The organism is Gallintestinimicrobium sp. (assembly GCF_046968865.1).
Classification (GTDB): domain Bacteria; phylum Bacillota; class Clostridia; order Lachnospirales; family Lachnospiraceae; genus Gallintestinimicrobium; species Gallintestinimicrobium propionicum.
Genome location: NZ_JBKVPW010000001.1, coordinates 244,537 through 258,722, shown reverse-complemented (window position 1 = coordinate 258,722; position 14,186 = coordinate 244,537). Strand labels below are relative to the sequence as shown.

The 14,186-nt window shown below is 49.7% G+C and carries 10 protein-coding genes and 1 riboswitch; of the genes, 8 read left to right on the top strand and 2 right to left on the bottom strand.

The window, feature by feature from the left end; translation table 11 throughout:
- Window positions 1–32: 32 nt before the first annotated feature.
- Window positions 33–878 carry a serine hydrolase domain-containing protein gene (locus ACLTOQ_RS01040; protein ID WP_412318447.1) on the top strand — a complete coding sequence of 282 codons (846 nt, stop codon included), beginning with the start codon at window positions 33–35 and terminating at the stop codon, window positions 876–878.
- A 138-nt stretch (window positions 879–1,016) separates the two neighbouring features.
- Here the strand turns inward: ACLTOQ_RS01040 and ACLTOQ_RS01035 are convergent, their stop codons facing one another.
- Window positions 1,017–1,697: a hypothetical protein gene (locus tag ACLTOQ_RS01035; protein ID WP_337426402.1), complete on the bottom strand. Its 681-nt coding sequence runs from the start codon at window positions 1,695–1,697 to the stop codon at window positions 1,017–1,019.
- A 341-nt stretch (window positions 1,698–2,038) separates the two neighbouring features.
- Here ACLTOQ_RS01035 and ACLTOQ_RS01030 point away from each other — a divergent pair, with 341 nt between their 5' ends.
- The 4 genes from ACLTOQ_RS01030 to ACLTOQ_RS01015 all read left to right on the top strand — a co-directional run bounded on the left by ACLTOQ_RS01030 (window position 2,039) and on the right by ACLTOQ_RS01015 (window position 6,220).
- Window positions 2,039–2,533 carry a DUF6106 family protein gene (locus ACLTOQ_RS01030; protein ID WP_021914306.1) on the top strand — a complete coding sequence of 165 codons (495 nt, stop codon included), beginning with the start codon at window positions 2,039–2,041 and terminating at the stop codon, window positions 2,531–2,533.
- A gap of 105 nt (window positions 2,534–2,638) precedes the next feature.
- On the top strand, window positions 2,639–4,093 hold the full coding sequence (guaB, locus tag ACLTOQ_RS01025) for an IMP dehydrogenase (RefSeq protein WP_021914307.1): 1,455 nt from the start codon (window positions 2,639–2,641) through the stop codon (window positions 4,091–4,093).
- Window positions 4,094–4,165: 72 nt separating this feature from the next.
- A riboswitch (ZMP/ZTP riboswitch) is annotated at window positions 4,166–4,245 on the top strand.
- A 63-nt stretch (window positions 4,246–4,308) separates the two neighbouring features.
- Window positions 4,309–5,022: an IMP cyclohydrolase gene (locus tag ACLTOQ_RS01020; RefSeq protein ID WP_118497406.1), complete on the top strand. Its 714-nt coding sequence runs from the start codon at window positions 4,309–4,311 to the stop codon at window positions 5,020–5,022.
- Window positions 5,023–5,041: 19 nt separating this feature from the next.
- Window positions 5,042–6,220 carry a phosphoribosylaminoimidazolecarboxamide formyltransferase gene (locus tag ACLTOQ_RS01015; RefSeq protein WP_262585416.1) on the top strand — a complete coding sequence of 393 codons (1,179 nt, stop codon included), beginning with the start codon at window positions 5,042–5,044 and terminating at the stop codon, window positions 6,218–6,220.
- Between the two features lie 341 nt (window positions 6,221–6,561).
- On the opposite strand, the gene ACLTOQ_RS01010 is transcribed toward ACLTOQ_RS01015, so the two are convergent.
- Window positions 6,562–7,305: a DUF975 family protein gene (locus ACLTOQ_RS01010; protein WP_412318445.1), complete on the bottom strand. Its 744-nt coding sequence runs from the start codon at window positions 7,303–7,305 to the stop codon at window positions 6,562–6,564.
- A gap of 210 nt (window positions 7,306–7,515) precedes the next feature.
- On the opposite strand from ACLTOQ_RS01010, the gene ACLTOQ_RS01005 reads away from it, so the two are divergent.
- The 3 genes from ACLTOQ_RS01005 to ACLTOQ_RS00995 all read left to right on the top strand — a co-directional run bounded on the left by ACLTOQ_RS01005 (window position 7,516) and on the right by ACLTOQ_RS00995 (window position 13,977).
- On the top strand, window positions 7,516–9,222 hold the full coding sequence (locus ACLTOQ_RS01005; RefSeq protein ID WP_412279478.1) for a glutamine--tRNA ligase: 1,707 nt from the start codon (window positions 7,516–7,518) through the stop codon (window positions 9,220–9,222).
- 4 nt (window positions 9,223–9,226) lie between these two features.
- Window positions 9,227–10,738 (top strand): PLP-dependent aminotransferase family protein, encoded by a 1,512-nt coding sequence (locus ACLTOQ_RS01000; protein WP_412318443.1) that lies wholly within the window; start codon window positions 9,227–9,229, stop codon window positions 10,736–10,738.
- A gap of 116 nt (window positions 10,739–10,854) precedes the next feature.
- Window positions 10,855–13,977: an alpha-mannosidase gene (locus ACLTOQ_RS00995; RefSeq protein ID WP_412318442.1), complete on the top strand. Its 3,123-nt coding sequence runs from the start codon at window positions 10,855–10,857 to the stop codon at window positions 13,975–13,977.
- Window positions 13,978–14,186: the final 209 nt, after the last annotated feature.

Here is a 14,186-nt window from a genome sequence, read left to right as displayed (position 1 = left end):
GTCGCACTACATTAAAGAAAAGGAAAAATAACATGATAGAAACAATTCTGGAGGAAATCCGTGTGCTGAATCTTCCGCTGTTCTGGCTGACGGAGTCGGAGCATGGAAAGCGCACGACATGGAGTTTTGTGCCGGACAATCCGTGCAATGACATCTATTCCGTTACGAAGGTGTTTACCGTGACGGCGCTTGGCTTTTTATACGATCAGGGACTTTGGAAGCCAGACGATAAGATCTGCGATCTGTTTCGGAAAAAGCTGCCGGAGCGCTATGATCCGCAATGGGAAGAAGTGACGCTGGATCATGTGATCCGGCACCGAATCGGCGTGACGGAGGATTTTCTGGATATCGATAATTATGATATGACGCAGTTTGGTTCGGAGGATTTTTTAAAGCTCGCGTTTGAACGTCCGGTTCCGGCGCGGCCGGGCGTGGACTATCAGTACAGCGACGGTGCATATTATCTGCTGTCCCGCGTTGTGACGGAGCTTTCCGAAGAAAAGCTGGACGACTTTCTGCGCCCGCGCCTGCTGATGCCGCTGCATGTAAGGGAGGCGGCTTTTTCAAAGTGTCCGATGGGGTATCCGATTGGAGCGACCGGCATGTATGTGCGCACAGAGGACATGGCAAAGCTTGGCGAGGTCTATCAAAACGGTGGCACATTTGAAGGAAAGCATCTGCTTTCGAAAGAGTGGGTCGAGCTTGTTTTTGAGCGGGAATATGAGCTTGCAAAGATGGAAAACGGAGGGCACTGCAAGGGCGGTATGAACGGACAGATGCTGTATCTGTCGCCTCATGGCCGCGTGATCGCGTGGCAGAGCTATGACCCGGAGGGAAAAGGGAACACGTTGATGGAATTGATTCTGAAAAATGAGTGAGAAGTGCGCATGGTGCGCTTTGAGTAACAAAATCCCCGCTGTCACAGCGATTCAGGCTGTGGCGGCGGGGATTTTTGCCGTGAGCAGCGTTCTGGCAGCTTACGCGGAATTTTTACATGTCGTATGCAGCAGCGAGTGTTACGGCTCAAGCATAAACTCTAAAAATTTCTTCGCATTTTCCGGGTGCTGGCAGTTGGCAGGGATGGTAAACCATGCATTTGCCCGATCTGTCAGCAGATATTTGGATCTGCTGACGCTGATGCCGATGGGGATTTCCCCGTCGGTATTGTCATCAGGAAGATCCTTGTATATAACCTGATCGCCGTACTGTGCCAGCTCCTCGTCGGTAAAATACTGGTGCAGGTCGCAGAATAGACCGGCTTCGAGATTGTGATCCATATAGGTATCATCTGTGATGAGGGCATCTAAGGTCTTGCCGGATATCATCGCGATGATTTTCTGCATATTTGCATAGGAATACTGGTCAGTATTTTCATAATCAACATTCATATCCCGGTTGATTGCGGCACAGTCGCTGGAGGTATCGATGTCAGCATACTGCTCAAAATCGGCGATCATCGTGTCGGAGTCGACCTCGGTATTCATGTAGCAGTTGACAAAGGCTGCTTCCATGACGGTATCCTTGCGCGTCGCAAAGGTGTAAATCAGGTTTCCCGCAAAGGCGAGAACCGCGATCACCACGATCGTTTGGATTTTATAATATTCCCAGAAATAAGCCCATTTTTCCTTGAAGGGTTTCCCTTTTAATTTTTGCTGCTGTTCCTTAACTTCGTCATGGACGGAATTGCCTGTTGCCATTGAGTGCCTCCCTGTAGTTCGGTGTTGAATCCTGTATTTTGCGGCATGCGGCAAAATCTGGTGCCGGTATCCTGTGTTCGATCGTTTCGATAGTATGGAAAGATTCATGCGCTGATATTTATCATAGTCGTTTGATTTTGGGAAGTCAATGAAAGCATTGTGATAGAAAAGTGAAAATTTTCTAAACTACCGGATAAGTCCCTGGGATACCTTGAAAAAAAGCGAATTCTGTACTATGATAGCTTTATCGGTTTGAAAAAGGGAGCACTGTCAAAAGGGCAGACCTTTCAAAACCCTGAGCTTCCCGGGATGGGGAATAAATACGAAGGTGGTAAAGCAATATGAATGAAAGCTATGTAGAATGTCTGGTGGCGAAAAAACCGTCCAGTGCGATGAAAGCACTGCAGGTTTTTCTGATTGTCCTGGCGGTGATTTTTTTCCTGCTTAGCATGCTGAATGCCCTGATGTGGCTCGGAGTGGCAGCAGCCGGAATCGGAGCGTATTTTACTTCGCTCAATGCCAGCGTGGAGTTTGAATATCTGTACGTGGATAAGGAGATTTCCGTCGACAAGATTTTAAACAAAACCAAACGGAAAAAAGTCGAGAAGTTTGAAACAGAGAGTATGGAGATTTTTGCACCGATCAACTCCTGGCATCTGGACAACATGAAGAATCGTCAGCTTAAGGTGACGGACTATTCCAGCGGCGTTGCCGGACAGCCGGACAGACGCTATGTGATGATCTACAGCGGAGACCGCAAGATCATTTTTGAGCCCAGCGAGGCTATGGTAAAAGCACTTCAGTCTGTTGCGCCCAGAAAAGTATTTTTCGATTGACACAGAGTTTTAATTCTGTTACACTTGCCTCAAACGAACTGTCAGTAGTGTATTTACTGGCAGTTTTCATTGAATTGACAGTTAAAATACGCAGGAGGAGAGAAGATGGGTCAGATTATTGGCGAAGGCATTACCTTTGACGATGTGCTGTTGGTGCCGGCATACTCTCAGGTAATTCCCAATCAGGTCGACGTGACTACCTGGTTGACAAAAAAGATCAAGCTGAACATTCCGCTGATGAGTGCGGGAATGGATACCGTTACAGAACATAGAATGGCGATCGCAATGGCCAGACAGGGCGGTATCGGTATTATCCATAAGAATATGTCCATTGAGGCGCAGGCCGATGAGGTGGACAAGGTAAAACGTTCTGAGAACGGCGTCATTACAGATCCTTTTTCGTTATCCCCGGAGCATACCCTTGCAGATGCCAATGAGCTGATGGCAAAATTCCGTATTTCCGGTGTCCCGATCACAGAGGGCAAAAAGCTGGTCGGCATCATTACCAACCGCGACCTGAAATTCGAGACAGATTTTACCAAGAAGATTAAAGAATCCATGACCAGTGAAGGTCTGGTTACGGCTCCCGAAGGTATCACACTGGAAGAAGCAAAGAAGATTCTGGCAAAGGCAAGAAAAGAGAAGCTGCCGATCGTTGATAAGGACTTCAATCTGAAGGGCCTGATCACGATCAAGGATATTGAGAAGACGATCAAATATCCTCTTGCAGCAAAGGATGCACAGGGACGTCTGCTCTGCGGTGCAGGTGTTGGTATTACTGCCAATGTTCTGGATCGTGTGGCAGCTCTGGCAGAAGCCAAGGTTGACGTTATTGTTCTGGATTCCGCACATGGTCATTCTGAAAACGTACTGCGCTGCCTGCGCATGATCAAGGAAGCATATCCGGATCTGCAGGTAATTGCGGGCAACGTTGCAACCGGAGAAGCGACCAGAGCACTGATCGAAGCAGGTGCAGATGCCGTTAAGGTTGGTATCGGACCCGGTTCTATCTGTACAACCCGTGTGGTTGCAGGTATCGGTGTTCCTCAGATCACAGCTATCATGGACTGCTACGCAGTTGCAAGAGAATATGGTATCCCGATCATCGCAGACGGCGGTATCAAGTATTCTGGTGAAATCACCAAAGCAATCGCGGCAGGCGGAAGCGTCTGCATGATGGGTTCCATGTTTGCAGGCTGTGATGAGAGCCCCGGACAGTTCGAGCTGTATCAGGGACGTAAATACAAGGTTTACCGCGGCATGGGTTCCATCGCTGCGATGGAAAACGGCAGCAAGGATCGCTACTTCCAGACCGACGCCAAGAAGCTCGTTCCGGAAGGCGTAGAAGGTCGTGTTGCATACAAGGGTCTGGTAGAAGATACGGTATTCCAGCTGATGGGCGGTCTTCGCTCCGGTATGGGTTACTGCGGAACAAAAAACATCGAAGAGCTGAAGGAAAACGGCAAATTCGTCAAGATTTCTGCAGCAGCTCTGCGTGAGAGTCATCCTCATGATATTCATATCACGAAGGAAGCTCCCAACTACAGCTCTGCGGACTGATTTTAACCGATTGGCCGCATAGCATAGAATAGGATGTTCCGTTAGCGGGTATCCTGTTTTAACACAATCAAACACAAAACGTGTGACTGGCGGATTAGTGGAGATCACCACGGGGAGCACGTTTGAAGAAACCGACCGCCTGGGTACTGACAGCAGAAGATGATGTGAGTATTCAGGCGGTTTTTTATCGTATTCATTTCAAAATGGAGGACAACATGGAGCTTTTAAATCTTTCGGAAGAACTGAAAAACAACGCCTATCCGGGACGAGGTATCGTCATCGGCAAAACCCCTGACGGAAAACAGGCGGTAACAGCGTATTTTATTATGGGCAGAAGCAGCAATTCCCGCAACCGTGTGTTCGTAGAGGAGGGCGAGGGCATCCGCACACAGGCGTTTGATCCGTCCAAGCTGGAGGATCCGAGCCTGATCATCTATGCACCGGTTCGCGTGCTGGGTAACAAGACGATCGTTACAAACGGCGACCAGACAGACACGATCTATGAGGGCATGGACAAGCAGCTGACCTTCGAGCAGAGCCTGCGCAGCCGGGAATTTGAGCCGGACGGTCCGAACTACACCCCTCGTATTTCCGGAATCCTGCATATTGAAAACGGCGGTTACAACTTCGCAATGTCCATTTTAAAGAGCGACGACGGCGATCCGTCCTCCTGCCTGCGTTACACCTTTGCTTACGAAAATCCGAAAGCGGGCGAGGGCAGATTTATCCACACCTATATGCATGACGGCAATCCGCTGCCGAGCTTTTCCGGCGAGCCGAAGAAGGTTGCGATTTCCGGAGATATCGACAGCTTTACTCAGCTGGTTTGGGAAAGTCTGAATGAAGAAAATAAGGTTTCCCTGTTTGTGCGCTACATCGACATCGAAACCGGCAAATACGAGACAAGAATTGTGAACAAAAACCACTGAAAATGGAATGGAGGAAAAAATGAACGAAATTCAGTTAAAGTACGGATGCAACCCGAATCAGAAGCCTTCCAGAATTTTCATGGAGGATGGCAGCGACCTGCCTGTTACCGTATTAAACGGCAAGCCAGGATATATCAATTTCCTGGATGCATTAAACGGCTGGCAGCTTGTTTCCGAGTTAAAAAAAGCGACCGGACTTCCGGCAGCAACCTCTTTTAAGCACGTTTCCCCGGCTGGTGCGGCCGTGGGACTTCCGCTGACGGATACGCTGGCAAAAATTTACTGGGTAGACGACCTTGGAGAGCTTTCTCCGTTGGCATGTGCCTACGCAAGAGCGAGAGGTGCAGACAGAATGTCTTCCTTTGGTGACTTTATTGCACTGTCTGATGTCTGTGACGCAGACACGGCAAAGCTGATCAAGCGCGAGGTTTCCGATGGAGTGATCGCTCCCGGCTATACCGACGAAGCGCTGGAGATTTTAAGAGCAAAGAAAAAGGGCGGATACAATGTTATCCAGATCGATCCCTCTTATCGCCCTGCGGAAATCGAGAGAAAACAGGTGTTCGGCGTGACCTTTGAACAGGGACGCAACGAGTTAAACATTGATGAAGAGCTGCTGTCAAACTTTGTAACAAAGAACAAAGAAGTGCCCGAAGAGGCGCTGATCGATATGAAGATCGCGCTGATCACCCTGAAATATACCCAGTCCAATTCTGTTTGCTATGTAAAAGGCGGACAGGCGATCGGTATTGGTGCAGGTCAGCAGTCCCGTATCCACTGCACGAGACTGGCAGGACAGAAAGCGGATAACTGGTGGCTGCGTCAGTCTCCCCAGGTGCTTGGACTGCAGTTTGTAGACGGCCTTGGACGCGCAGACAGAGACAATGCCATCGATGTTTACATGGGTGATGAATACGAAGATGTGCTGGCCGAGGGCGTATGGCAGACCCGTTTCAAGGTAAAGCCTGCTGTCTTTACGAGAGAAGAAAAGCGTGCATGGTTAAACCAGCTGACCGATGTAACCCTTGGTTCTGACGCATTCTTCCCGTTTTCCGATAACATCGAACGCGCACATAAGAGCGGCGTAAAATACATTGCACAGCCCGGCGGCTCCGTCCGCGATGATGCGGTCATCGAATGCTGTGATAAGTATGACATGGCGATGGTATTTACCGGAATCAGACTGTTCCATCACTAAGCTACACAAAACGGCGCACCGGCTCGGATGAGCGGTGGCTGAAACTCCGGGGGCAAAGCGGCGACATCGCGAAAAATACAGGATATCGCCTAGTATCGGAAGGCGGTAAAGATTGAAAATAAGAACCAGATGCCAGAAAGGCTTCGCCTCTCGGGTATCTGGTTCTTATTATCGTATAGAAAACTTCGTTTCCATACGATAATAAACGCTTTACGAGGATGCACATTCTTTTTTATAAAAATAAAAAATATCCATCCGCCCAGGTCTTTAGGAAGTACACCTGTACGAATGGATATTTTATAAAAATCATATGGTTACAATAGCTATTTTCCGGAAAATCCTCAGATCACATCATCCGGCTGAGGATCGCATCCATATCCGCCGTCATAAGATTGTTCCGGCTTTAAGCTTAAATAATAACCGGCGTTGGTAATCTCGGTATAAGGAGTTACATACAGGCTTGCAATACCGCAGGTAACACCTGTAAGCAAATACCAGAGGATAAAGGAAAGCTGCAGCACGAAGTATTCCCACAGATGACCGCTCATCAGCTCTTTACTTTCATTGACACACTGACGGATTCCCTTATTGGGATCTTCTGCCAGAATGTAGAAGGCCTGGGAATAACGCAGTGCAGCGATGATGCCGGGGATGTAGCACAGGCAGCTCCACAGCATGATGAACAGACCCATCCAGAGGGAAAGACCGAAAATCTTGAGCAGCATGGGAAAGTATGCAAGCAGCTCGGAAATGCCGGCTTCTTCATGCTTGAAAACCTTCAGGCTGTATGCATAATAGCCAAACTGAACGGTACCGATCAGTAGGCCGATAACGATCGCAACAACCAGGTAGATCAGGAAAGCGCCGATGCTGGGGGCATAGTTTAAAAATGCACTGTCTTCATACATGCTGGAGCTGATGGCTGCAGCAAAGTAGGTAGTAAAGCCGCAGATACTGGAAACAATACCAAGAATGATCTGCGCGGCGAGCTGGATCGCCCAGAAAACAAGGGTTGTGAGTACCGGATGCGGATTTGCCGCTTTCATAGCGTCCTTGGCATCCTGTTTGAGTAAGGCACGATTCATAAGGGAGTCCTCCTGCATAAAAAAGTGTAGTTATAACATTTGTACAGCAGGGTATTCCGAAACTGATAAAAATATCCCTGCAAAAGGTATTTTATCATACAACAGGGGGAAAGAACATTATTATTTTCTTAAGAACGATGTTGTATTTTAATGTTTGTTTTGATAAGATAAAACAATAATAAGGAAATGAAAGGATGGGAGATAAGGAAAATGGCTGAATTCTCGAAAGAAAATCCTGCAGCAGAAGAAGCAAAGGAGCCTGTTTCCAGAAACTTCATCGAGCAGATGATTGATAAAGATCTGGAGGAAGGCGTTTACGAAACAGTACATACCAGATTTCCGCCGGAACCCAACGGATATCTGCATATCGGACATGCCAAGAGCATTCTGTTAAATTATGGACTTGCAAAGCAGTACGGCGGTAAATTCAATCTCCGTTTTGACGATACCAACCCGACGAAGGAAAAGATCGAATTTGTAGAATCGATCAAGGCGGACGTAAAATGGCTGGGCGCAGACTGGGAGGACAGACTGTTCTTTGCATCCAACTATTTCGACCAGATGTATGAGGGCGCTGTAAAGCTGATCAAAAAAGGCAAAGCTTACGTTTCTGATCTTTCCGCGGATCAGATCCGTGAATACCGCGGTACGCTGACCGAGCCCGGCAAGATGGATCCCGGTGCAGAGAGAAGCGTAGAAGAAAACCTCGCTCTGTTTGAAGAGATGAAAGCGGGCAAATATGCCGACGGCGAAAAGGTTCTGCGCGCCAGAATCGATATGGCAAGCCCGAATATGAACATGAGAGATCCGGTTATTTATCGTGTGGCGCACATGACACATCACAATACCGGAGATAAATGGTGTATCTATCCGATGTACGATTTTGCACATCCCATCGAGGATGCCATCGAGGGCATTACCCATTCCATCTGTACGCTGGAATTTGAAGATCACCGTCCGCTGTACGACTGGGTTGTGCGGGAGCTGGAATACAAACCCTATCCGCCCCGTCAGATCGAGTTTGCAAAGCTGTATCTGACCAATGTTGTTACCGGCAAACGTTATATTAAGAAGCTGGTAGAGCAGGGCATCGTAGACGGCTGGGACGATCCCCGTCTGGTTTCCATCGCAGCGCTTCGCCGCAGAGGCTTTACACCGGAATCCATCAAAATGTTCGTAGACCTGTGCGGTATTTCCAAGAGCAATTCTTCCGTAGATTATGCGATGCTGGAATATTGCATCCGGGAAGATCTGAAATTAAAACGCGCCAGAGTGATGGCAGTCGTTGACCCGGTGAAGCTTGTGATCGACAACTATCCGGAAGACCAGATCGAATATCTGGACGCTCCGAACAACCTGGAAAACGAAGCACTGGGCAGCCGTAAGGTTCCGTTTGGCAGAGAGCTCTACATCGAACGCGAAGACTTTATGGAGGAGCCTCCGAAGAAATACTTCCGTATGTTTCCCGGCAACGAGGTGCGCCTGATGAACGCGTACTTTGTAACCTGCACAGGCTGTGAAAAGGATGAAAACGGCAATGTAACCGTAATCCATGGAACCTACGATCCTGCAACCAAGTCCGGAAGCGGTTTTGAAGGACGTAAGGTAAAGGGCACCATTCACTGGGTAGCGTGCCAGACTGCAGTCAAAGCAACCGTTCGTCTGTATGAGAACATCATTGATGAAGAAAAGGGCGTTTACAATGAAGACGGCTCCCTGAACTTAAATCCCAACTCCCTGACTGTAAAGGAAGCATGGATTGAGCCTTCCTTAAAGGAAGCAAAGCCCTACGAAAGCTTCCAGTTCGTCAGACAGGGATACTTCTGCGTAGATTATAAGGATTCCAAGCCGGGCGAGCCGGTATTTAACCGGATTGTATCCTTAAAGAGCTCCTTTAAGCTTCCGAAAAAGGACTGAGCCTATGCAGGATCTGGTAATTGAGTGGAAAGAGGATGGGACCCATCTTTACGAACAGATTTATCAATATATCAGAGACGAAATCAGAAGGGGGAAGCTTCTCTGTCAGGAGAAGCTTCCCTCGACGCGTTCTCTGGCGGAATATTTGCAGGTGTCCCGCAGTACGGTAGAGCTGGCGTATGACCAGCTCGTGGCGGAGGGATATCTGGAGGCGGTACCCTATAAAGGATATTTTGTCGCACGGGTGGAGGAACTGTACCAGATGGAGACCGCGCCGGACGCAGGAATAACGTCTCGCGAACAAGCTGGCAGCTTTTCACGTGCAGATGCAGGCGGCGATTGCCTTTTCCTTTCAGAGGCCGCTTGCGCATCCAAAGCTGCATTGGACGACTCGTCTGCGGTGCCGCCCGTTCAGATCGATTTTTCTCCAAATGCGATCGATATGCGTAATTTCCCGTTTGATTTATGGCGAAAAGTCAACAGAAACGTTCTGAATCTAAACAACCAAGACCTGTTTTTGCCGGGAGATCCGATGGGCGATCTTTCGCTGCGCCGCACGATTTCCCGATATCTGCATGCATCCCGTGGCGTGACCTGCAGACCGGAGCAGATCGTGGTTGGAGCGGGAAACGATTATCTGCTGATGCTGCTCCGTTATGTTTTCGAGGAAACAATCACAGCGGCGTTTGAAAATCCGACCTATCCGCGTGCATGGAAGATTTTTCAGCTCTTTGCGGGGGAAGTGGTTACGGTATCGTCGGATGCCAGCGGAATCTGCATAGAAGAGCTGGAAAAATCGGGAGCGCAGGTGGTCTACGTGATGCCGTCGCACCAGTATCCCACCGGGCGTATGATGCCGATCGGGCGCAGGACAGAGCTTTTAAACTGGGCAGCACGGGAAAAGGAACGCTATATTGTAGAAGATGATTATGACAGTGAATTCCGTTACCGTGGAAAGCCCGTGCCGTCCCTGCAGGCGAGTGATGCGGCGGGAAAGGTGATCTATATGGGAACCTTTTCCAAGTCGATTGCACCTGCAATCCGTGTCGGGTATATGGTGCTGCCGGAGGCTTTGCTGGAGCGCTACCGGCAAAAATGCGCCTGCTTTTCGTGTACGGTTTCGAGAGTCGACCAGGCGGTGCTGGAGCAATTTCTGGACAGCGGTGCGTTTGAACGGCATTTGAACCGGATGCGGAAAAGCTACAGCAGAAAACATGAAGCGCTGCTGGACGGGCTGAAACCCTTTTTGGGGCAATTTGACCTTTCGGGGGAAAATGCGGGACTGCATCTTTTGCTCACGGATCGCGTCGGACGCAGCGAAAAAGAGCTTGTCGACGCGGCACGCCGACAAGGTGTGAAAGTCTATGGTCTGTCGTCAGCGCTTGTGGGGGCAGCTGTCCCGGAGGCTGTGTGTCGCGCAACCGTTTTGATCGGCTTTGGCGGCCTGACGGAGGACGAAATCCGGGATGGTCTGGAGCGGCTTGCAGCGGCGTGGCTGATCGAAAAAAGATTGTGATTTTTTAGGGATAAATATAGGATTATTGGGGTTGACGAACCAGATGGAAAACGTTATAAATGAGGTGGTATTGATTTTTAATACCCGAGAATATAACACAACACGGAGGAATTCAGATGGGGATCATGAGTTCAGAATGGCGTGGCAGACTGCAGCATTGGATGCGCACGCTGAAGGATGATTTTTACAGACCTTTGGGGGAGATTTCCTGGGAAGCGTTCCGCACAATGGATCATTTATCTCAGGAGGAAGCGATGAATGGCCCGTTCGAGCCTGTAGAGCCCGGCTTTACCTGGGGCAAGACCTGGGAATATTGCTGGTTTAGAGGCAAAGTGGTTCTGCCTGCAGAAGCACAGGGCAAGAGAATTGTCATGGATTTAAAACCGGACGGCGAATCCACGCTGTTTGTAAACGGTCAGGAATTCGGTACCTACCGTGCTTCCTGGGTAACCCAGAAGCATCATTTCGTAGAAGATAACGTTCTGACCACTGACGCTGTGGCAGGAACAGAATATGAAATCCTGATGGAAACCTACGCAGGCCATTATTATCCGGAATCTCCGGACGGCGGCTGTGCAACCGGCCCGGTACTTCCCGGCGCATATCAGGACCCGCTGGAAGAGGGTAAGAGACGTATCCTCGGTATCTGCACCTTCGGTATCTGGAATGAAGACGCATATCAGCTGTGGATGGATGCAGACACCTTAAGACAGCTGTTGGACAAGCTCGATCCGAATTCCCTGCGGGCTGCAAAGATCGCAGAGGCGCTGGAGGCCTTTACCCTTGTGGTTGATTTTGAGCAGGATGAGGCTGGCAGAATCGCATCCTACAAGGCAGGCAGAGAAGCACTCCGCCCCGCACTGGAAGCGAAGAACGGTTCCACTATGCCTGTATTCTACGCAATCGGCAATGCCCATATCGATCTGGCATGGCTGTGGCCGATGGCAGAGACACACAGAAAGACAGAGCGTACCTTTGCAGCACAGCTGCGCCTGCTGGAAGAATATCCGGAATACAAATATATCCAGAGTCAGCCTGCCGGCTATGAGATGTGCCGCAAATACTACCCCGAGCTGTTTGAAAGAATCAAACAGGCGGTTAAGGATGGTCAGTGGATCGCAGAGGGCGCGATGTGGGTAGAACCGGATACGAATATGGCTTCCGGTGAAGCACTGATCCGTCAGCTGCTCTACGGCAAACGCTATTATCAGGAAGAGTTCGGCGTAGACAGCAAGATGCTGTGGTTGCCTGATACCTTTGGTTATACCGCTGCACTGCCTCAGATTTTGAAGAGCTGCGGCGTTGAATATCTGGTAACTCAGAAGATTTTCTGGTCTTACAATGAAGGCGAACAGTTCCCTTACCATTATTTCTACTGGGAAGGCATGGACGGCACGAAGATCAGTTCCTTCCTGCCTACCAGCTACACCTACCGCACCGACCCCACCGAGCTGATGAACGTGTGGGAGAACAGAAGCCAGAAGAGAGATCTGGATGCATTCCTCCTGCCCTTTGGTTACGGCGATGGCGGCGGCGGCCCGGCAAGAGACTATCTGGAATATGCGAAGCGTGAGGCTGACCTGGAAGGCTGCCCGAAGGTAAAACTGGAAGGCCCCATCGAGTTCTTCCAGGATATGGAAGCAGAAGGCGGACCGAAGCATACCTATACCGGAGAGCTGTATTTCAGCGCTCACCGCGGAACCTATACTTCTCAGGCAATGGTGAAGAACAACAACAGAAGATGTGAGCTTTCCATGCGTGATCTGGAATTGTGGGGCACGTTGGCAGCCCAGAAGGGACAGACATATCCTGCAGAGGCAATTGAGCGTCTGTGGAAAGAAGTCCTGCTGCATCAGTTCCACGACATCCTGCCCGGCTCTTCCATCGCAAGAGTTTATGAGGACGCGGAAAAAGCATTCCATGCAATTCTGGAAGAAAGCCATGAGCTGACTGCAAAGGCAGTTGCAGGTCTGGTAGAAGCCGGAAATGGCGTGACTGTCGGCAACTCCCTGGGATTTGCATATGACACACTGGTTGAGCTGCCGGAAAGCTTTGCGGCAGGTGCACAGACCAGAGAAGGCAAGGCTGTTCCGACCGAAAAGATCGGTGACAAGGTATATGGTCTTACAGAAGTTCCTGCTTATGGTATGGTTTCCCTGGTTCCTGCAGAAACCCAGACCAAGGCAGCAGACAGTGTTTCCCTGACTCAGGACGGAGATACCTTCATTCTGGAAAACAATCAGGTGAAGGCTGTCGTAGACGGCAAGGGTGAGGTGGTATCCTTTGTTCTGAAGACAAGCGGCAGAGAGTTCGCAGCTGAGCCGATGAACCGTTTCCACTTATATAAAGATGTTCCGCGTCTGTTCGATGCATGGGATATCGATTCCAACTACATCGATCAGGAAATCACCGCTGCAGAGGATGTAACGGTAACCGTTGAAAGCACAGGCAGCCTGCGCAGTGTCCTGAAGGTAACTGGCCGCATCAGCAATTCGTCCTTCGTTCAGTACATCCGTCTGGATGCAGACAGCACAAGACTGGAATTCGAAACTGCCATCGACTGGAAAGAGCTGCATCGCCTGTTAAAGGTTGGCTTCCCTGTCAACGTATTTGCAGAGAACGGGATCAACGAAATGCAGTTCGGTTATGTAGAGCGGCCTACCAGACGCTCCAGAGCATATGAAAAAGATCGTTTTGAGGTTTGCAACCATCGTTACAGCGCTCTGTGCGATCAGGCTCACGGCGCCGCAGTGCTCAATGACTGCAAGTATGGTATCAGCATGAACGGCAATGCACTTGAGCTGACCCTGTTGCGTGCAGCAGCTGCTCCTGAGATGCATGCAGACAACAGAGAACATCACTTTACCTACGGCTTTACTGCATGGGAAGGCAGCTTTGCAGACAGCGACGTAGTTCGTCAGGGCTATGAGATGAACGTAAAGCCTGTTATTACAGCTGGTGTTGTGGATACCTTCAGCGCCTTCGGTGTAGAGAAAGACAACGTTATTCTCGAATCCGTGAAGCTGGCTGAGGACGGCAGCGGCGACCTGATCCTGCGTCTGTATGAAGCGAAGAAGGCAGCAGTCAATACGAAAGTATTCACTGCGCTCAACGTTGCACAGGCATGGACCTGCGATATGCTGGAAAAGAAAGAAGCAGAGGTTGCTGTGGAAGATAACACCGTATCCCTTGATTTCAGGGTATTCGAAATCAAGACCCTGCGCCTGAAACTGGCATAAAATCCTTCATTCCGCAGGCGCTTTGCGCCGAAGGAATCGCGAGGCGAACGTCCAGTTCGGCTCTGCGATCATAGCTACTTTGTGACGCCTGTGGCACAAATAGCTGTGTGAAAAATAAGCGATCACGCTTATTTTTCACACTAAGACTCATCTGAAAACATAACCCCCCGGCAGAAGCCTGATGAAAAGTTTCTGTCGGGGTTTTTGCG